Source organism: Achromobacter sp. 1L-A-4-B-C2, from assembly GCF_057291955.1.
On the sequence record NZ_JBXAWP010000003.1, the window covers coordinates 942,205 to 959,812 of the forward strand.

General features: G+C 66.7%; 15 protein-coding genes. 10 read left to right on the forward strand and 5 right to left on the reverse strand.

What is annotated here, in order from left to right; all coding sequences use genetic code 11:
- The 4 genes from AC0Z35_RS17790 to AC0Z35_RS17805 are packed head-to-tail and all read right to left on the reverse strand — an operon-like array spanning position 1 to position 5,476.
- Positions 1-843: a tRNA threonylcarbamoyladenosine dehydratase gene (locus AC0Z35_RS17790; protein WP_104143502.1), complete on the reverse strand. Its 843-nt coding sequence runs from the start codon at positions 841-843 to the stop codon at positions 1-3.
- A 10-nt stretch (positions 844-853) separates the two neighbouring features.
- Positions 854-2,323 carry an efflux transporter outer membrane subunit gene (locus AC0Z35_RS17795; protein ID WP_485132204.1) on the reverse strand — a complete coding sequence of 490 codons (1,470 nt, stop codon included), beginning with the start codon at positions 2,321-2,323 and terminating at the stop codon, positions 854-856.
- Between the two features lie 5 nt (positions 2,324-2,328).
- Positions 2,329-4,287, reverse strand: a complete 1,959-nt coding sequence (locus AC0Z35_RS17800) for a MacB family efflux pump subunit (protein WP_046807887.1) — start codon at positions 4,285-4,287, stop codon at positions 2,329-2,331.
- 1 nt (position 4,288) lies between these two features.
- A complete protein-coding gene (locus AC0Z35_RS17805) occupies positions 4,289-5,476 on the reverse strand; it encodes an efflux RND transporter periplasmic adaptor subunit (RefSeq protein WP_485132203.1) in 1,188 nt (395 codons plus the stop codon).
- Between the two features lie 430 nt (positions 5,477-5,906).
- On the opposite strand from AC0Z35_RS17805, the gene AC0Z35_RS17810 reads away from it, so the two are divergent.
- The 6 genes from AC0Z35_RS17810 to purU all read left to right on the forward strand — a co-directional run bounded on the left by AC0Z35_RS17810 (position 5,907) and on the right by purU (position 11,118).
- On the forward strand, positions 5,907-7,115 hold the full coding sequence (locus AC0Z35_RS17810) for an MFS transporter (RefSeq protein ID WP_104143672.1): 1,209 nt from the start codon (positions 5,907-5,909) through the stop codon (positions 7,113-7,115).
- Complete coding sequence (locus AC0Z35_RS17815) at positions 7,116-7,778, forward strand: gamma-glutamylcyclotransferase (protein WP_046807884.1); 663 nt, start codon at positions 7,116-7,118, stop codon at positions 7,776-7,778. It abuts the gene before it with no gap.
- Between the two features lie 140 nt (positions 7,779-7,918).
- Complete coding sequence (gene pdxH / locus AC0Z35_RS17820; RefSeq protein WP_046807883.1) at positions 7,919-8,548, forward strand: pyridoxamine 5'-phosphate oxidase; 630 nt, start codon at positions 7,919-7,921, stop codon at positions 8,546-8,548.
- Positions 8,549-8,587: 39 nt separating this feature from the next.
- Positions 8,588-9,112 (forward strand): flavin reductase family protein, encoded by a 525-nt coding sequence (locus tag AC0Z35_RS17825; RefSeq protein ID WP_319307658.1) that lies wholly within the window; start codon positions 8,588-8,590, stop codon positions 9,110-9,112.
- Positions 9,109-10,218, forward strand: a complete 1,110-nt coding sequence (locus tag AC0Z35_RS17830) for an NAD(P)/FAD-dependent oxidoreductase (RefSeq protein WP_046807881.1) — start codon at positions 9,109-9,111, stop codon at positions 10,216-10,218. The genes AC0Z35_RS17825 and AC0Z35_RS17830 overlap by 4 nt, the downstream gene beginning before the upstream one ends.
- Before the next feature lie 45 nt (positions 10,219-10,263).
- Positions 10,264-11,118: a formyltetrahydrofolate deformylase gene (gene purU, locus AC0Z35_RS17835; RefSeq protein WP_046807880.1), complete on the forward strand. Its 855-nt coding sequence runs from the start codon at positions 10,264-10,266 to the stop codon at positions 11,116-11,118.
- 3 nt (positions 11,119-11,121) lie between these two features.
- Here purU and AC0Z35_RS17840 read toward each other — a convergent pair whose 3' ends face one another.
- Positions 11,122-12,039: a LysR family transcriptional regulator gene (locus AC0Z35_RS17840; protein ID WP_485132202.1), complete on the reverse strand. Its 918-nt coding sequence runs from the start codon at positions 12,037-12,039 to the stop codon at positions 11,122-11,124.
- A gap of 114 nt (positions 12,040-12,153) precedes the next feature.
- Between AC0Z35_RS17840 and AC0Z35_RS17845 the strand changes: the two genes are divergently transcribed.
- The 4 genes from AC0Z35_RS17845 to AC0Z35_RS17860 all read left to right on the forward strand — a co-directional run bounded on the left by AC0Z35_RS17845 (position 12,154) and on the right by AC0Z35_RS17860 (position 17,558).
- Positions 12,154-13,869: an acyl-CoA dehydrogenase family protein gene (locus AC0Z35_RS17845; RefSeq protein WP_219991745.1), complete on the forward strand. Its 1,716-nt coding sequence runs from the start codon at positions 12,154-12,156 to the stop codon at positions 13,867-13,869.
- Between the two features lie 52 nt (positions 13,870-13,921).
- The gene (locus AC0Z35_RS17850; protein ID WP_046806453.1) at positions 13,922-14,905 is read left to right on the forward strand and encodes a Bug family tripartite tricarboxylate transporter substrate binding protein; all 984 of its coding nucleotides are present in this window, start codon (positions 13,922-13,924) and stop codon (positions 14,903-14,905) included.
- A 12-nt stretch (positions 14,906-14,917) separates the two neighbouring features.
- Positions 14,918-16,054 carry a CaiB/BaiF CoA transferase family protein gene (locus tag AC0Z35_RS17855; RefSeq protein WP_104143492.1) on the forward strand — a complete coding sequence of 379 codons (1,137 nt, stop codon included), beginning with the start codon at positions 14,918-14,920 and terminating at the stop codon, positions 16,052-16,054.
- Between the two features lie 97 nt (positions 16,055-16,151).
- Complete coding sequence (locus AC0Z35_RS17860; protein WP_046806455.1) at positions 16,152-17,558, forward strand: APC family permease; 1,407 nt, start codon at positions 16,152-16,154, stop codon at positions 17,556-17,558.
- The last annotated feature ends 50 nt before the right edge of the window (positions 17,559-17,608 follow it).

The window sequence follows — 17,608 nt, forward strand, 5'->3', positions numbered from 1 at the left end:
TCAGATCGCCATGCGCAACGCTTCGTTGGCCGCTGCCATGCCCATGGCCGCCGTCACCGTCACCACCGAGCCGTAGCCCGCGCAGGACAAGCCTTGCGGGGCGGTCGCCTGGCCGGCGGCGCCGACATCGTCCTCGCCTTCAGTGGGGCGCGTCCAGGCGTCGGGCAGAATGGCCGGCTGGTCGAACCACAGCGCATGCACGCCCATCTTGGGCACGCGCTTGAGCGCCTTGCCGTGCTGGTCGGACGCGCGCGGAAACCCGTGTTCGCGGCGCAGCTTGTTGCGCAGCTTGGACAACAAGGCGTCGTTCACCGCCGCCGACAAGTCCCCTGCCCGCAACGCCAGCGGATCGGTCTTGCCGCCCGCGCCGCCGCACAGCAGCATCGGCACACCCAATGCGCGCGCGTGCAGGATCATTGCGATCTTGGCGGCTGCCTGGTCGGTGCAATCGATGATGACGGTGTAGGGGCCGGGCAGCACCTCGGCCACGTTCTCGGGCGACACGAAGTCATCCACCCGGGTCACGCGGCATTCGGGGTTGATCTCCAGCACCCGCTCGGCCATCGCATCCACCTTGGACTTGCCCAACGTGGACGTCAGCGCGTGCAGTTGCCGATTGACGTTGGATTCGGCGATGTGATCCAGGTCGATCAACGTCAACGCGCCCACGCCGCAACGCGCCAGCGCCTCAACCGTCCACGACCCGACGCCGCCCAAGCCGGCCACGGCCACGTGCGCGCGCTGCAAGTGCGCGGGCGCTTGCGGGCCGTACAAACGGGAAAGGCCGCCGAAACGGCGGTCCAGGTCGGCGGCGGGGGCTGGGGTGGGGTCGGGAAAGTCCATGGCGGCTATTTTAGGGCAAGGGCCGGGCCTGAGTCCGAGCCTGGGTCTGGGTCTGCGCCTGGGTCTCAGCCTGGGCCTGAGCCTCAGTCTGCGCCTGATCATCCCCGCCCAGCGCCCGGTACACCGTCACCTGGTTCACCAGGCGGTTCAAGCCGTTTTCGTCGCGCGCGATCTCGGCGCTGCGGCGCTTCTCCTGTGCGTCCAGCCAATCCTTGAGCGACACCGCCCCTGCCCGATACCGCACTTCGTACAGGCGTTCGGCATCGCGCGCCGCGCGCAGCGACACCGCCAGCTGCTCGGCCTGCAAGCTCAGCTGCGTCCGGTTCGACAAGGCGTTTTCAACATCCGCCATGGCCTGATACAGCGTCTGCCGGAAATTGACGACGCGCTCTTCGTAGTCGGCCTTGGATATCTTGATGTTCAGCTGCATCTGGTTCCATTGCAGGAACGGCAGCGTCAAGCCCACGCCCAGGGCGGCGACGGGGTTTTGCAGCACGTTCGACAGCGTGGGGCTGGCGCTGCCCACCGCCCCCGTCAGCGTCACGGGCGGATAGAAGCTGGCGCGGGTGGCGTCCACGGTGGCCAGCGCCTCGCGCAGGCGCAGTTCGGCGGCGCGCAGGTCGGGGCGACGGCCCAGCAAATCGGCGGGCACGCCTGCGCGCGCCTCAGGCAACGGGTACGGCGGCAGGCGCAGCGGGTTGGCCATGCTGCGGTCGGGCGGGCCGTCAAACAGGATGGCCAGCGCGTTGGTGTATTCCACGCGCTGCTGCACCAGCAGCGTGTGCGCCGCCTGCTGGCTGGCCACGGTCTGTTCGGCTTCGGCAAGTTCCAGCGCCGACGCGCCGCCCGCTGCGTACTGCGCGCGCACCAGGTCCTGCGTGCGGCGCGCGTAGGCGATGCTTTCCTCGCTGCTGGCGATGCGCTGGTTGATGAACGCCGTCTGCCAATACAGCGTGGCGGTAGTGCCCACCAGCGACAAAGCGGCGGACTGGCGGTCTTGCTCGGTGGCCAGTGCTTCCCACTGGGCCGCATCGCGCTGGCGCGACAGCTTGCCCCACAGGTCCACTTCGTAGCTGACCGTCAGCTGGGCCTGGTTGTTGCGGGTGATGATGCGGTCGCCGTACAGGTTGCGGTTGCGCGTCACGCTGGCGTCGCCACCCAGTTGCGGCATCAGCTGGTCTTCGGTCAAGCCGGCCTGGTATTGCGCGCGGCGCACACGGATCGCGGCAGCCGCCAGATCGTTGTTGCGCGCCAGCACGGCGTCGATCAAGCCATTGAGCACCGGGTCGTTGAAGTTGCGCCACCACTGGCCGCCCTGGGCCAGGGGCGCATGCAGGTTTTCCGAACCGCCATGGGTCCAGGCGGCGGGCGTCTGGGTCATGGGGGGTTCGTAGTCACTGCGCAGCAGGCTGCCGCATCCGCCCAGCGCAACAAGCAGCGCCAGCGCGACGGGTTTGCAAATCAGGGAAACCGCTTTCATCGTCCTCATTCCCGGGCCAAGGCCTCGACGGGATCCAGGCGCGCCGCGTTGCGCGCCGGCAAATAGCCAAAAAGCACACCGATCAGCGTCGAGCACGTAAATGCCGCCACCATCGATGCCGTGGAATAAATCATCTGGAACGAGCCGCCCGTGGCCTTGGACACCAGCACGCCCAACGCCAGCGACAGCATGATGCCCACCGCGCCGCCGATCAGGCAGACCAGCACGGCCTCAATCAGGAACTGCTGCATGATGTCGCTGCGCCGCGCGCCCACCGCCATGCGCACGCCGATCTCGCGCGTGCGTTCGGTAACGGACACCAGCATGATGTTCATCACCCCGATGCCACCCACCATCAGCGAAATCAACGCAATCAGCGACACCAGCAGCGTCATCGTCGCCGTGGTGCGCTCGATGGTCTTGCGGATGGCGTCCGTGTTGAACACGAAGAAATCCTTCACCACGTGGCGGCGCATCAGCAGCCGTTCGATGGATTTCTCGGCGGCGGCCGGCGGCGTGGCGTCGCTGACGCGCACCGTGATGCTTTTCAGATGCTGCTGCCCCAGCACGCGGGATAACGCCGTGGTGTAGGGAATCCAGACGTTCAGCGATTCATTGTTGCCGAACACCGAGTCTTTCTTGGCGGTCACGCCGATCACGCGCGCGGGCATGGACCCCAGGAACACCACCTGCCCGATGGGCTCGGTGTGCGAGCCGAACAGCGCGCGCCGCGTGCCTTCGTCGATCACCACTTCCTGTGCGCGGCGCACCACGCTGGTCTCGTCGAAGAACTTGCCTTGCGCCAGCTTGATGGCGCGCACGCGGAAATACTGTTCGCCCACGCCCTGGATCGAGCCGTTCACCGACACGTTGCGATAGCGCAGCGTATTGCTGGTGGCGACCTCGGGCGTGACGCTGTCCACATAGGGCTCGCGCGCCAGGGCGTCGGCGTCCGCCGCGACCAGCGTGCGAATGTTGACGGCCTTTTCGTCGCCAAAGTCCTTGCCCGGAAAGACTTCCACCGTGTTGGTGCCGATGGCGCTGATGTCTTCCAGGATCTTGCGCCGCGACCCTTCCCCCAGCGCCACCACCGACACCACGGCGGCAATGCCGATGATGATGCCCAGCATGGTCAACGAGGTGCGCAGGCGGTGCGCGTTCATGGACAACAGCGCCATGCGCAGGGCTTCGCCGCAGCGGTCCAGGTAGGCCTGCCACGCGGGCCGCCTGGGCAGTTCGGGCGGGGCATCGCGCGCGGCGTCCCGGCGCGGGGCGTCGGGGTTGCGCTTGTCCGCCACGATCTCGCCGTCGCTGATCTCGATGATGCGCTGCGCGTGGCGCGCCACATTCATGTCGTGCGTGACGATGATGATGGTGTGCCCGGCCGCATTCAGCTCTTCCAGAATGCGCAGCACTTCCTGCCCGGTATGCGTGTCCAGCGCGCCGGTGGGCTCGTCGGCCAGGATGATGTCGCCACCGTTCATCAGCGCACGCGCAATGCTCACGCGCTGCTGCTGGCCGCCGGACAATTGGCCGGGCCGGTGCTCGGACCGGTCAGCCAGGCCCAGCCGCGCCAGCAGTTGTTCGGCGCGGTCCATGCGGGCCTCGCGGCGCTTGCCGGCATACACGGCGGGCATTTCGACGTTGCCCTGCGCGGTCAGGTCCGACAGCAGGTGATAGCGCTGGAAGATAAAGCCGAAATGCTCGCGGCGCAGTTCGGCAAGCTCGTCCGGACCCAGCTCGCCCGTGCTGCGACCGCCCACGCGGTAGTCGCCCCGCGTCGGGCGGTCCAGGCAGCCCAGGATGTTCATCAGCGTGGACTTGCCCGAGCCGGACGCGCCCACGATGGCGACCATCTCGCCGGCTTCGATGGTCAGGTTGACGTCTTTCAGGACGGCGATGGTCTGGTCGCCGGCGGGAAATTCACGCCGTACGCCGGACAACGCAATCAGCGGACCGCTCATGTCAGGCCCCCGGCGCGGCGGCGGCGGCCGGGGCGGAATCCGCCGACACGACCCGCTCGCCTACCTCCAGCCCTTCCAGCACCTGCGCCTGCACGTTGTTGTTCATGCCGATCTTGACGTGGCGCACCTCGGTCTTGTTGTCCTTCAGGACGACGCGCACGGCATAGCGGCCGTCCTCGCCCCGCTTGCCCAGCGCCGAGGCCGGCACCACGACGGCGTCGCGCGCCTCGCCCAGCACGATGAAGACCTGCGTGGTCATCGAGATGCGCAGTTTTTCGTCGGGGTTGGGCACATCGAACAGGCCGTTGTAGTAGACGGCGGCGGTAGTCGAGCTGCCGCTGGATGCGGTCAGCGACGTGGTGGCGTCGTCTTTCTGGATGGAGTCGGGCGCCGGTTCCACGGCGCGCAAGGTCGCGTGATAGCGCTGGTCGGGCTCGCCAAGAATCGTGAAGTACACGGGCAGCCCGGGTTTGACGCGGGTGACGTCCGCTTCGGAAATCTGCGCCTTGATCGTCATGGTGTCCACCTGGGCCACCTTGATGATGGTGGGCGCGCTTTGGATGGCGTTGACCGTCTGCCCTTCCTTGGTCACCACGGCCACGACCATGCCGTCGATGGGCGAGACGATGCGGGTGTAGCCCAGGTTGACCTTGGCCGTGTCCACCTGGATCTCGGCCTGCGCGATCTGCGCATCCAGCGAGGCGATCTCGGCGCGGGTCACGCCCAGCGTGGCCTCGGCGGATTCGTAGGCTTCGCGCGAACTGGCGTCGGCGGCCAGCATCTGGCGTTGGCGCTTGAAGGCCAGTTCCGCCTGCTTCAGCATGGCGACCTTGGCGGCCCGCTCGGCGCGCCGGGTCTGAAGGGCGGCCTCGGCGTTGCGCAGATCGTTCTGCTGGGTCAGGTCGTCGATCTCGGCGACCAGCTGCCCTTTCTTGACGCGGTCACCCAGCTGCACTTTCAGGGACTTGAGCTGGCCGGTCGCCTGCGCACCGACGCTGACGCGCTCAATGGCGTCCAGCGTGCCGCTGGCCAGCACGCTGTCTTCCAGGTTGGCACGGGCGACCTCGGCGACGGCGAAGGTGGGCGGCGGCGGGGCCGAGAAGAACATGGCGCGCACCGCCAGCCCCCCCAACAGGACGACGACGGCGATCAACGCGTAACGCTTGAACTTACTGCGGGACTTTTTCATTGCACCTGAGAATGAGTGACCGGCAAGGCGGCCGTAACGTAACGCCACGCCATCGCAGCGCCACGCCCTCGCAACGCCACGCAGTCGCGCAACGTCGGGCCGCCATCCTAAACGGGGCGAGGGTGCGTGGCGATGACCGATTGCGGCGAAACGGTGAAAAACCGTAAAGCGGGTTTCGGCCGGGACGCCGGCAAGAACGATTGTTCCGTTGCGTGAACGATACAACGGCAATGGCGCATGCACGAAACCGCCGTCCTGCGCCTGCCGGGATCGTGCCGCCAACGTGCCGCCTCTTGTTGCGTAAGGCCGCGACTTGGCCGCTAGATGGCCGCTATCTTGTTCGCGCCGCCTGAAACATTTTGCCGCGCCGCAAAAAAACCGCGCCTCGACATAGCCCGACGATCCGCACAGAATGATTGCAGTTAACGCCGTGTCTACCTCCAACAGATCCCCCTCCTCGCCCTCTGGTTCCCCGGAATTTTCCGGGGCGGTGCTGCTGTGTCTGTTGGCGATGATGAACCACGTGGCGCTGACGGGCGGCCGGATCACTGTGTCGCTGACCGCGCTGCAAATGGGCCTGTCCACCTTCAAGGTCGGCACCCTGGTCGCGGTGTTCGCCGTGCTGCCGATGCTGTTCTCGGTGCGCGCGGGCCGCTGGGTGGACCGCGTGGGCATCGTGCGCCCGCTGGTCATTGGCACGTCTTTGGTCGCCATCGGCACCGCTTTGCCCTTTATCTTTCAGACACAGACGGCCCTGCTGGTGGCGTCCTGCTGTATCGGCATCGGTTTCATGCTGCACCAAGTCGCCACGCAAGATCTGCTGGGCCACGCCGAACCGGCGCAGCGGCTGCGCAACTTCTCTTTCATGTCGCTGGCCTTGGCCGGATCCGGCTTTTCGGGACCGCTGATCGCGGGTCTGGCCATCGACAACCTGGGCACGCGAACCGCCTTCGGCCTGCTGGCCCTGGGCCCCATCCTGTCCGGCATCGGCCTTTATTACCTGCGCCACCAACTGAAAGCGGTGGACTCGCAGCTGTCCGGCGCCAAAGAGGCCCAGCGCCGCCGCGTGACCGAACTGCTGGCGGTGCCGGCCCTGCGCCGCATCCTGATGGTCAACACAATTCTGTCGGGCGCCTGGGACACGCATCTGTTCGTGGTGCCGATTTTCGGCGTGGCGATCGGGCTGTCCGCCACCACCATCGGCGTCATTCTGGCGTCGTTCGCGGCGGCAACGTTCGTGATCCGGCTGGTATTGCCGCTGATCATGCGCCGGGTGCGGTCCTGGACGCTGGTGCGCGTGGCCATGGCCACCGCCGCCATCGACTTCATGCTTTACCCGCTGTTCACCGACGTTACCGTGTTGATCGTGCTGTCTTTCATTCTTGGGCTGGCGCTGGGCTGTTGCCAACCGAGTATGCTGTCGCTCTTGCACCAGCATTCCCCGCCCGGCCGCGCGGCCGAAGCCGTGGGCCTGCGCATGGCGCTGATCAACGGTTCTCAGGTGTCCCTGCCGTTGACCTTCGGCGCGCTGGGTGCGGTAATTGGCGTTGCCCCCCTGTTCTGGGCCTATTCGCTGGCCCTGATGGCGGGCGGGTGGGCCAATCGAAATCCCCCGCTCGAGTCTGACCGGAAGCCTTAAGTGAACACGCAGTCCCCTCCCTCCGCCCCCGGCGTCGCCGGCGCCAGCTTGCCTTTTCGCCTGTGGACGCCCGAAGAAAGACAGGCCTCGCTGGACGACGCGCTGCGCCATTGGCAGGCGGGAGACGACGTCTGGGTATATGGGTACGGGTCGCTGATCTGGCGCCCGGACTTTGACTTCATGGAGCGCCGGCTGGCGACCTTGCGCGGCCACCACCGGGCGCTGTGCCTGTGGTCGCGGGTCAACCGGGGCACGCCGGAATGCCCGGGGCTGGTGTTCGGGCTGGACCGGGGCGGCTCCTGCCGCGGCGTCGTGTACCGCCTGGCGGGCGACCAGGTGCCCAACTATTTCCCTGCCTTGTGGGAACGCGAGATGTCCACCGGCGCCTACCTGCCCCGCTGGATCAACTGCACTACCGACGCCGGCACCGTGCGCGCGCTGGTGTTCATCATGAACCGCGACAACCCCGCGTACATCCGCGCGCTGCCCCAGGACGAACTGCTGGCCATCGTGCGCCGGGCGGCCGGCCGCTACGGCCCCTGCACCGATTACGTGGTGCAGACGGCCCAGGCGCTGCGGGCGGCCGGCATCCACGATGCCCGGCTGGACGCCATTGCGCGGCTGCTGGAAGAAGACGGACACAGGCTGCCTGAAGGCGCCTGAATCGGGCGGGAACGGGGTGGGTAGTGCTGCCCGGCCACACCCCGGGCCGGAAACATCCCCGAGGTCTGCGCGGGGTCAAAGGGCGGGTGGTGGTGCGGGCGGTATAAACTCCCTGTTATCCACCCTGAATCCCCATCCTCATGTCCGTCTCCGATCTGCGTCAAAGCTACGAAAAGAACGTCCTGTTGGAAAACCAGGCCGCCGCCTCGCCGTTCGAGCAATTTACCCGCTGGTTCGACGAAGCCCTGGCCGCCAAGGTGCCCGAGCCCAACGCGATGACGTTGGCCACGGTCGACGCAAGCGGCCAGCCCAGCGCCCGCATCGTCCTCATCAAGGGCTTTGACGAACGCGGCTTCACGTTCTTCACCAACTACGAGTCCCGCAAGGGGCAAGACCTGTTGGCCGAGCCGCGCGCCAGCCTGCTGTTTTTCTGGCAGCCCCTGGAACGCCAGGTCCGGATTGAGGGCGTGGTGGAAAAAGTGGCGCCCGAAGAGTCGGACGCCTACTATCACAGCCGCCCCGCCGGATCGCGCATCGGCGCCTGGGCTTCGCCCCAGAGCCAGCCCATTACCCGTGAAGCGCTGGAAGCCCGTGAAAAGGAATTCCGCGAACGTTTCGGTGAGCAGCCGCCGCGTCCGCCGCACTGGGGCGGTTACCGCTTGAAGCCCACCGCCATCGAATTCTGGCAAGGCAGGCCGTCGCGCCTGCACGACCGCCTGCGCTACGTCGCGGACGGCCCGGCCTGGAAGATCGAACGCCTGTCGCCCTGATGTCGGGCGCGTTTGCGCGCCCGCCCAATTACCGATTGCATGCCCGCCTCCTCCCCTGATTTTGACGCCGCTTTTTTCCGCACCGCGCTGGGCCGCTACGCCACCGGCGTCACGGTCGTGACGGCCGCCGGGCTTGATGGCGCCCCCATCGGCCTGACGGTCAGCTCGTTCAACTCGGTGTCGCTGAACCCGCCGCTGATCCTGTGGAGCCTGTCGCGCTCGTCGTCCTCGCTGGCGGCGTTCGAACAGTGCGAGCGCTACGTGGTCAACGTCCTGAGCGCCGAGCAGATCGCGCTGGCGCGCCGCTTCGCCACGGGCAAGACGCCCGACCGCTACGCCGGCCTGACGGTGCATTACGCGCCAGGCGGCACACCGATGCTGGACGGCCATTGCGCCGCCTGGTTCGAATGCCGCAACCGCAGCCGCTACGAAGAAGGCGACCACATCATCATGGTGGGCGAAGTGGAACGCTGCGGCCACAGCAACGAACCGCCGCTGGTGTTTCACGCCGGCGGCTTTGACCTGACGCCCGCGGGCGGCCGGTCCGAAAGGAAGACGCCATGAGCGTGGACGTAGATTGCGTCGTCATCGGCGCGGGCGTGGTGGGGCTGGCCGTGGCCCGCGCGCTGGCGCAAGCCGGCCGGGAAGTGCTGGTGACCGAAGCCACCGAAGCCATCGGCACGGGCACCAGCTCGCGCAATTCCGAAGTGATCCACGCCGGTATCTATTACCCGGCGGGCAGCCTGAAGGCGCGCCTGTGCGTGCGCGGCAAGCACCTGCTGTACGCGTACTGCGCCGAACGCGGCGTGCCGCACAAGCGCCTGGGCAAGCTGATCGTGGCCACCGACCGCGATCAGGCGGCCCAGCTTGAGGGCATCGCCCAGCGCGCGCGCGCCAACGGCGTGGACGATTTGCAGTTCATTTCCGGCGAAGAAGCCATGCGCCTGGAGCCCGCGCTGCAATGCACCGCCGCGCTGGTGTCGCCATCCACCGGCATCGTCGACAGCCATGCCCTGATGCTGTCATTCCAGGGCGACGCCGAAAATGCTGGCGCGCAGTGTGTCTTTCACACGCCACTGGTGTCCGGCCGCGTGCGCCCCGAAGGCGGGTTCGAACTGCAATTCGGCGGCGACGAAGCCATGACGCTGACCTGTAACGTGCTGATCAATTCAGCCGGGCTGCAAGCGCCCGCGCTGGCCCGCCGCATCGACGGCGTGCCGCCCGCCACCATCCCGACCGATTACCTGTGCAAGGGCAGCTACTTCACGCTGGCCGGCCGCGCGCCCTTCACGCGCCTGATCTACCCCGTGCCGCAACACGCCGGCCTGGGCGTGCACCTGACGCTGGACATGGGCGGCCAAGCGAAATTCGGACCCGATACCGAATGGATCGGCACCGAAGACTACACACTGGACCCGGCGCGCGCCGACGTGTTCTACGACGCGGTGCGCAGCTACTGGCCGGCGCTGCCGGACCATGCACTGGCGCCCGGCTACACCGGCATCCGGCCCAAGATCTCGGGCCCACACGAACCCGCCGCCGACTTCGTCATTGCCGGCCCCGCCGTGCATGGCGTGCCCGGGCTGGTGAACCTGTTCGGCATTGAATCTCCCGGGCTGACCTCCAGCCTGGCCCTGGCGGAAGAAACCCTGGCGCGCCTGAGCGCCTGATTCCGCCCATCCCCTCTTCTCCTTACCTCGGCCTATTCCCGCACCATGCAGCACAACGACTACATCCTGACCCTGTCCTGCCCTGACCGCACCGGCATCGTCTACCGCGTCAGCGGCCTGTTGTTCGAATTGGGTTGCAACATCCTGGATTCGCAGCAATTCGGCGACGAGGAAACGGGCCAGTTCTTCCTGCGCGTGCACTTCGACCTGCCTGTGGCCGTGAACCCCGACGACCTGCGCGGCCGCCTGGATACGCTGTCGGCGGACTACGGCATGGACCTGAAGCTGCATGACGCGCGCCGCAAGCAGCGCCTGTTGATCATGGTCAGCAAGCAGGGCCATTGCCTGAACGACCTGCTGTTTCGCGTGCATAGCGGGCATTTGCACGCCGAAGTGGCGGCCATCGTGTCCAACCACAACGACTACGCCAGCCTGGCGGCGTCCTACGGCATCCCGTTCCATTACCTGCCCGTCACGGCCGACACGAAGGCCGAGCAGGAAAAGCAGGTATTGCAGATTGCCGACCAGTCCAACACCGACCTGGTGGTGCTGGCCCGCTACATGCAGATCCTGTCGGCGGATATGTGCCGCGCGCTGAACGGCCGCGCCATCAACATCCACCACAGCTTCCTGCCCAGCTTCAAGGGCGCGCGCCCGTATCACCAGGCGCACGCGCGCGGGGTGAAGATCATCGGCGCCACCGCTCATTACGTGACGTCGGACCTGGACGAAGGCCCCATCATCGATCAGGACATCGAACGCGTGGACCACACCATGACGGCGGCCGACCTGACGCAAGTGGGCAGCGATATTGAATCGCTGGTGCTGTCGCGCGCGGTGCGCAGCCATGTCGAACACCGCATCTTGCTGAACCGCAACAAAACCGTCGTGTTCCGCTGATCGTCAATCCGCCTGCTGGGCCACCGCCGGCGTGGCCGGCGGAAAATGGCGCGTCACCAGCGCCATGGCCCGATGCTGCAAAGGCGACTGCGCGCCGGCTTGCCAGATCACCTGGCTGACCGAGCGCGCCGCGTGTTCGAACGCAATGAAGCGCGTGCCGGCCAGCCCGCTGCGCGACAGGCAGGACGGCACGATCGACACGCCCAGCCCCTGCGACACCAGCGACGCCACGCTAAGCCAATGCCGCACTTCGTGGCGGACCACCGGCATGAAGCCGGCCGCCACGCACATCGACAACACGGTTTCGTAATAGCTGGGTGAGGCCGCACGGGCGAAGAAGACGAAGTCATCGCCCGCCAGGTCGGCCAGCCGCAACGACGCGCGCGCGGCCAGCGGGTGAGAATCGGGCAGGCACACCACAAAAGGTTCGGCGATCAGGTCACGCGCCAGCACCTCTTCGGGCACCGGGTTGGCATGGATGAACCCCAGGTCCTGTTCCCCGCGCCGCACGGCTTCGATCTGCTCGTGCGAGTTCAACTCGGTCAGCACGTGCTCCACGTCGGGCAGTTCGGCGCGCATGGCGTTCAGCAGCACCGGCAGGCCGCGATACAGCATCGACCCGACGAAGCCGATGCGCAGCCGGCCGCGCAGGCCCGCGTCCACCCGCTGCACCAGTGTGCGCACTTCCTCGGCCTGCCGCAGCAACGTCAGCGCCTCGCGATACAGCACGTGGCCGGCGTCGGTCAGTTCCACATGGCGGCTGGTTCGGGCAAGCAGGCGCGCGCCCACGTTGTCTTCCAGCTGGCGAATGGCGTAGCTGAGCGGCGGCTGCGAGATATGCAGGCGGGTGGCGGCGCGGCTGAAATGGCGCTCTTCGGCTACCGCGATGAAGTAGCGCAACAGGCGCGGGTCCAGATCCATGGTCTCCCCCTATCTATATTTTTTATGGATTGTTCTACACCAAAACGGTATTTGCATAGATTAATCTACCCGCGCAACATCGGCCATCTTCCCGATTTTTCGCAGGATGCCGCCATGGACGCCCCCGCCCGCCCCAATCCCTCCGTTGCCACTTCCGCCGCCTCCACCCCGGTGCCGGATTCACGCGGGCTGAACCTGTTCACTGCCGACCCCTACGCCGCCGCGCTCAGCCGGCGCTACCTGCCCGCACCGCTGCACGCCCATCTGCTGCCCCACCTGGAACGCCTGGGCGGCTTGGCCGGAGGCGTGATGGACGAACTGGCCGCCACGGCGGACAAGCATCCGCCCACGCTGTCGGTACGCAGCCGGGCCGGGGCCGACGAATCGCGGGTGGACAAGCACCCCGCCTATGTGGAACTGGAACGGCTGGCGTACAGCGAATTCGGCTTGGCCGCGCTGTCGCATCGCGGCGGCGTGCTGGGCTGGCCCGAACCCATGCCGGCCGCCGCCAAGTACGCGTTGAGCCATTTGTTCGTGCAAGCGGAATTCGGCCTGTGCTGCCCGGTCAGCATGACCGATTCGCTGGCGCGCACGCTGCGCAAGTTCGGCGACCCGGCGCTGGTGCAACGCGTGCTGCCGCAAGTGACCACGCAGGATTTCGATGCGTTGCGCCAAGGCGCCATGTTCATGACGGAACAAGGCGCGGGCTCGGACGTCAGCGCCACCGAAGTCACCGCCGACCTGCAAGCGGACGGCAGCTGGCGCATCCACGGCGACAAGTGGTTCTGCTCAAACCCCGACGCGGGTTTTGCGATGGTGCTGGCGCGCAGCGAAACCGCGCCCGGCCTGAAAGGCGTCTCGCTGTTCCTGTTGCCGCGCGACCTGGCCGACGGCAGCCACAACCACTACCGCATCCTGCGTCTGAAAGACAAGCTGGGTACGCGTTCCATGGCCAGCGGCGAAATCCGGCTGGAAGGCGCCGTGGCCTGGCTGGTGGGCGAGCGCGGCCGGGGCTTCAAGCACATGGCCGACATGATCAATAACTCGCGCTTGTCCAACGGCATGCGCGCGGCCGGGCTGATGCGCCGCGCGGTGACCGAAGCGATCTTCGTATCGCAGCAGCGCCGCGCCTTCGGCAAGCGCCTGATCGACATGCCGCTGATGCAACGCCAGCTGGTCAAGATGACGGTCTGGGCCGAGCAGGCGCGCAGCGTCATGTTCCAGACGGCGCGCGCGCTGGCCGACGCCGACCAGGGCATGGCCGACCCGGCGTTGGCGCGCATCCTGACCCCGCTGATCAAGTTCCGCGCCTGCCGCGACGCGCGCAAGGTGACGGGCGACGCCATGGAAGTGCGCGGCGGCTGCGGCTATATCGAAGAATGGACCGAGCCACGCCTGGTGCGCGACGCGCATCTGGGATCCATCTGGGAAGGCACCAGCAACATCGTCGCGCTGGACGTGCTGCGCGCCATCAAGAAAGAAAATTCACTGCCCGCGCTGCGCGCCCATATCGACCAGCTGCTGGCAGACGGCGCGCCCTGCCCGCCCGCGCTGGCCGCGTTGCAGGCCGACGCGCTGGCCAAGACCTTTGCGCTGGCCGAGCACGCCGCCATGGGCGACCACGCCGAACTGGCCCGCCAGGCGGCGTCCCTGCTTTACCACGCCGTGTCCATGGCCGCCTTGCGCTGGGAAGCCACGGACGCGGGCATGCAAAGCCGTGCGCAACTGGCCGACCAGGTGCTGCTGCACCGCCTGGCGCCGCGCGACCCCTACGCCATTCCCCCCAACGAAAGCGCCGCCTGCCAGGCCATCTTGCAGTACGCGCTGTAATCCGCGACGCCGGCGGCACAGCCGGCGCGCCCCCCTCACAGGAGACACCACCATGAAACGCCTATTTGCCCCCTTGCTGCTGGCCGTGGCCACCACCGTGGCGCCCGCCGCGCCCGCGCTGGCGGCCGATGCTTACCCCAGCGCCAAACCCATCACGTTGATCGTGCCGTTCCCGCCGGGCGGACCCACCGACGCCATGGCGCGCCGCCTGGCCGAAAAACTGCGTGAACCGCTCAAGCAGAACGTCATCGTGGAAAACCGCAGCGGCGCGGGCGGCAACATCGGCTCGGAATACGTGGCGTCGGCCAAGCCCGACGGCTACACGATCCTGTTCGGCACGTCCGGCCCGCTGGCCATCAACGTCAGCCTTTACAAGAAGCAGGGCTACAACCCCGAAACCAGCTTCGCGCCGATCATCCGCCTGGGCCACCTGCCCAACATCCTGGTCGTGAACCCGTCGGTGCCGGTCAACAACGCCAAAGAACTCATCGCGTACGCCAAGCAGAATCCGGACAAGCTCAGCTACGCCTCGTCGGGCAACGGCGCGTCATCGCATCTGGCCGGCATTCTGTTCAACCAGATGGCCGGCACCAAGATCATGCACATCCCGTACAAGGGCACGGGCCCGGCGCTGAACGATCTGCTGGGCGGGCAGGTATCGATGTCATTCACCGACATCCTGACCGCGCTGCCTTACATCAAGGCCGGCAAGCTGCGCGCCATCGGCCTGGCCAGCGCGCAACGCTCTGACGCATTGCCCGACCTGCCCACCTTGTCCGAGCAAGGACTGACGGGCTACGACGTCAGCGTCTTCTTCGGCATCGTGGCGCCCAAGGGCACGCCGGCCGATGTGGTCGATACCTTGAACCGCGCGTTCAAGACGGCGCTGTCGGACCCGGCCATCGAACAGACGCTGCGTTCGCAAGGCATCGTTGCCGCAGAAGACCAGACGCCGCAAGGGCTGGCCGCGTTCATCACCACCGAAGTCCCCAAGTGGCGCGAGCTGATCAAGAGCGCCAACGTTTCCATCGACTGAAGCAGACCACCCATGGCCCCTACCCTACCGAACGCCGGCGCGCTTGCCGGCTGCAAAGTCATCGACCTGTCGCGCGTGCTGGGCGGCCCGTATTGCACGCAGATCCTGGCCGACCACGGCGCCGACGTGTTGAAGATCGAACCGCCGGGCGGTGATGAAACGCGCGGCTGGGGGCCGCCTTTCCTGGGCGACACGGCTTCGTACTTCATCGGCGTGAACCGCAACAAGGAAGGCATGACGCTGGACCTGTCGCAACCGGCGGGCCAGGAACTGCTGCGCCATCTGCTGGCCGACGCGGACGTGCTGGTCGAGAACTTCAAGCCCGGCACGTTGGAAAAATGGGGCCTGGGGTTTGACACGTTAAGCCAGGCGTTTCCCAAGCTGGTGCATTGCCGCGTCAGCGGGTTCGGCGCCGATGGCCCGTTGGGCGGCTTGCCCGGCTACGACGCCTGCGCGCAAGCCATGTGCGGCCTGATGAGCGTGAACGGCGAAGCCGACGGCGACGCCACGCGCGTGGGCTTGCCGGTGGTGGACATGGTGACTGGCTTGAACGCCGCCGTCGCCATCCTGCTGGCGCTGAACGAACGCCATCGCAGCGGCCTGGGCCAGTTCCTGGACATCACTTTGTACGACTGCGCGCTGTCGCTGTTGCATCCGCACGCCGCCAATTTTTTCTACAGCGGCAAGGTGCCCAAGCGCAGTGGCAACGCGCATCCGAACATCGCGCCTTACGAAACGCTGCCCACCGCCAGCGGCCCGATCTTCCTGGCCGTGGGCAACAACCGGCAGTTTGCATTGATGGCGCAGGTGCTGGACGCGCCGACACTTGCCGCCGACCCGCGCTTTGCCACCAACGCCGATCGCCTGCAAAACCGCCAGGCCTTGCGCGACGCCTTGTCCGACCTGCTGGCGCCGCAACACGCCGCGCCATTGGCCGACCGCCTGCTGCGCGCGGGCGTGCCCGCCGCGGCGGTGCAGACGGTGGACGAGGCGCTGGCGCACCCGCACACGCGCCATCGCGGCATGGTGGTGGAACAGGGCGACTACAAGGGGGTGGGCTCACCCATCAAGCTGTCGCGCACGCCCGCCACCTTGCGCAAGCTGCCGCCCGCGCTGCAAGAGGCGCCATCAACGAATACCAACAACTAAGACATTTCGTTGCACCGCTGTAGCAACGGCTGCTACGTCCTCCCCTTAGACTTTTCGGGTCGCCTCCCGCGAGTCAAAGAAAGAGGAGAAAAAGAAGATGGCTACAACCGATGTAAAAGCCCCATCGCAATCGGAAAACGCGCCGCTCAAGCGCGTGATGGGCCCCAAGCTGCTGTTGCTGTTCATTGTTGGCGACATCCTGGGCACAGGCGTTTATGCACTGACCGGCCAGGTCGCCGCCGAAGTTGGCGGCGCGGCCTGGCTGCCCTTCCTGGTGGCGTTTGCCATCGCGCTGCTGACCGCGCTGTCCTACCTGGAACTGGTCACCAAGTACCCCAAGGCGGCAGGCGCCGCGCTGTATGTGCACAAGGCGTTCGGCGTGCACTTTTTGACCTTCATCGTCTGCTTCACCGTCATGTGTTCGGGGCTGACATCGGCGGCCACGGCGTCCCAGGCATTCGCCGCGAACCTGTTCGCCGCATTCGGCATCAAGGCCGAGAAGACGTGGATCACGTTCGGCGCGCTGGGCTTCATGCTGCTGGTGATGCTGGTGAACCTGCGCGGCGCGGCCGAAAGCGTGAAGGCAAACGTGGTGCTGACGCTGATCGAGCTGTCGGGCCTGCTGATGGTGATCTTGCTGGGCTTTTATGCCATCGCCGGCGGGCAGGCGGATTTCTCGCGCGTGGTGGCGTTCGACACGCCCGAGGATAAAAGCGTGTTCCTGGCCGTGACGTCGGCTACCGCGTTGGCGTTCTTCGCGATGGTCGGGTTCGAGGACTCGGTCAACATGGCCGAGGAAACGCACGAGCCCAGCCGCATTTTTCCCAAGGTGATGTTGACGGGGCTGGGCATTACGGCCGTGATCTACGTGCTGGTGTCGATCTGCGCGGTGGCGTTGGTGCCGGTGGGCGAACTGGCCAAGAGCTCGACGCCGCTGGTGCTGGTGGTCAAGCGCGCCGCCCCGGGCCTGCCGGTGGAATACATCATGCCGATCATCTCGATGTTTGCCGTGGCGAATTCGGCGCTGATCAATATGATGATGGCCAGCCGCCTGCTGTACGGCATGTCGCGCCAGGGCGTGCTGCCGGCCTTTCTGGCGCACGTGCATCGCAAGAACCAGACGCCGTGGACGGCCATTCTGTTCACGACCGTGCTGGCCTTCGGCCTGATCATCCTGGTGTCGCTGGCCGACTCCGAAGCCATCCGCGCGTTGGGCGGCACCACGGCGCTGCTGTTGCTGGGGGTGTTCGCCTTCGTCAACGTGGCGGTGCTGGTCCTGCGCCGCGACAAAGTCCAGCATCAGCACTTCACGATCAATCGCATCGTGCCGTGGCTGGGCGCGGCGGCCTGCCTGTTCATGGTGACCCCGCTGACCGGGCGCGACGTCATCCAATATCAGGTGGCGGGCTGGTTGCTGCTGCTGGGCGTGGTGATGTGGGGCGTGACGTACGTGGCGCACCGCAAGGAAGCGCGCATGGAGATCGACCCGGCCTCGCTGGATTGAGGCGGCATTGCGGGGTCGCGGGACCGCTTGATCGGACGTCACAGCGTCGA

Bases quoted from the DNA above. Each gene is read 5' to 3' on its own strand.
- AC0Z35_RS17805 (WP_485132203.1), bottom strand. From the start codon at position 5,476: ATGAAAAAGTCCCGCAGTAAGTTCAAGCGTTACGCGTTGATCGCCGTC.
- AC0Z35_RS17845 (WP_219991745.1), top strand. From the start codon at position 12,154: ATGGACGCCCCCGCCCGCCCCAATCCCTCCGTTGCCACTTCCGCCGCC.
- AC0Z35_RS17795 (WP_485132204.1), bottom strand. From the start codon at position 2,323: ATGAAAGCGGTTTCCCTGATTTGCAAACCCGTCGCGCTGGCGCTGCTT.
- AC0Z35_RS17830 (WP_046807881.1), top strand. From the start codon at position 9,109: ATGAGCGTGGACGTAGATTGCGTCGTCATCGGCGCGGGCGTGGTGGGG.
- purU (WP_046807880.1), top strand. From the start codon at position 10,264: ATGCAGCACAACGACTACATCCTGACCCTGTCCTGCCCTGACCGCACC.
- AC0Z35_RS17800 (WP_046807887.1), bottom strand. From the start codon at position 4,287: ATGAGCGGTCCGCTGATTGCGTTGTCCGGCGTACGGCGTGAATTTCCC.
- AC0Z35_RS17790 (WP_104143502.1), bottom strand. From the start codon at position 843: ATGGACTTTCCCGACCCCACCCCAGCCCCCGCCGCCGACCTGGACCGC.
- pdxH (WP_046807883.1), top strand. From the start codon at position 7,919: ATGTCCGTCTCCGATCTGCGTCAAAGCTACGAAAAGAACGTCCTGTTG.
- AC0Z35_RS17825 (WP_319307658.1), top strand. From the start codon at position 8,588: ATGCCCGCCTCCTCCCCTGATTTTGACGCCGCTTTTTTCCGCACCGCG.
- AC0Z35_RS17850 (WP_046806453.1), top strand. From the start codon at position 13,922: ATGAAACGCCTATTTGCCCCCTTGCTGCTGGCCGTGGCCACCACCGTG.
- AC0Z35_RS17860 (WP_046806455.1), top strand. From the start codon at position 16,152: ATGGCTACAACCGATGTAAAAGCCCCATCGCAATCGGAAAACGCGCCG.
- AC0Z35_RS17855 (WP_104143492.1), top strand. From the start codon at position 14,918: ATGGCCCCTACCCTACCGAACGCCGGCGCGCTTGCCGGCTGCAAAGTC.
- AC0Z35_RS17840 (WP_485132202.1), bottom strand. From the start codon at position 12,039: ATGGATCTGGACCCGCGCCTGTTGCGCTACTTCATCGCGGTAGCCGAA.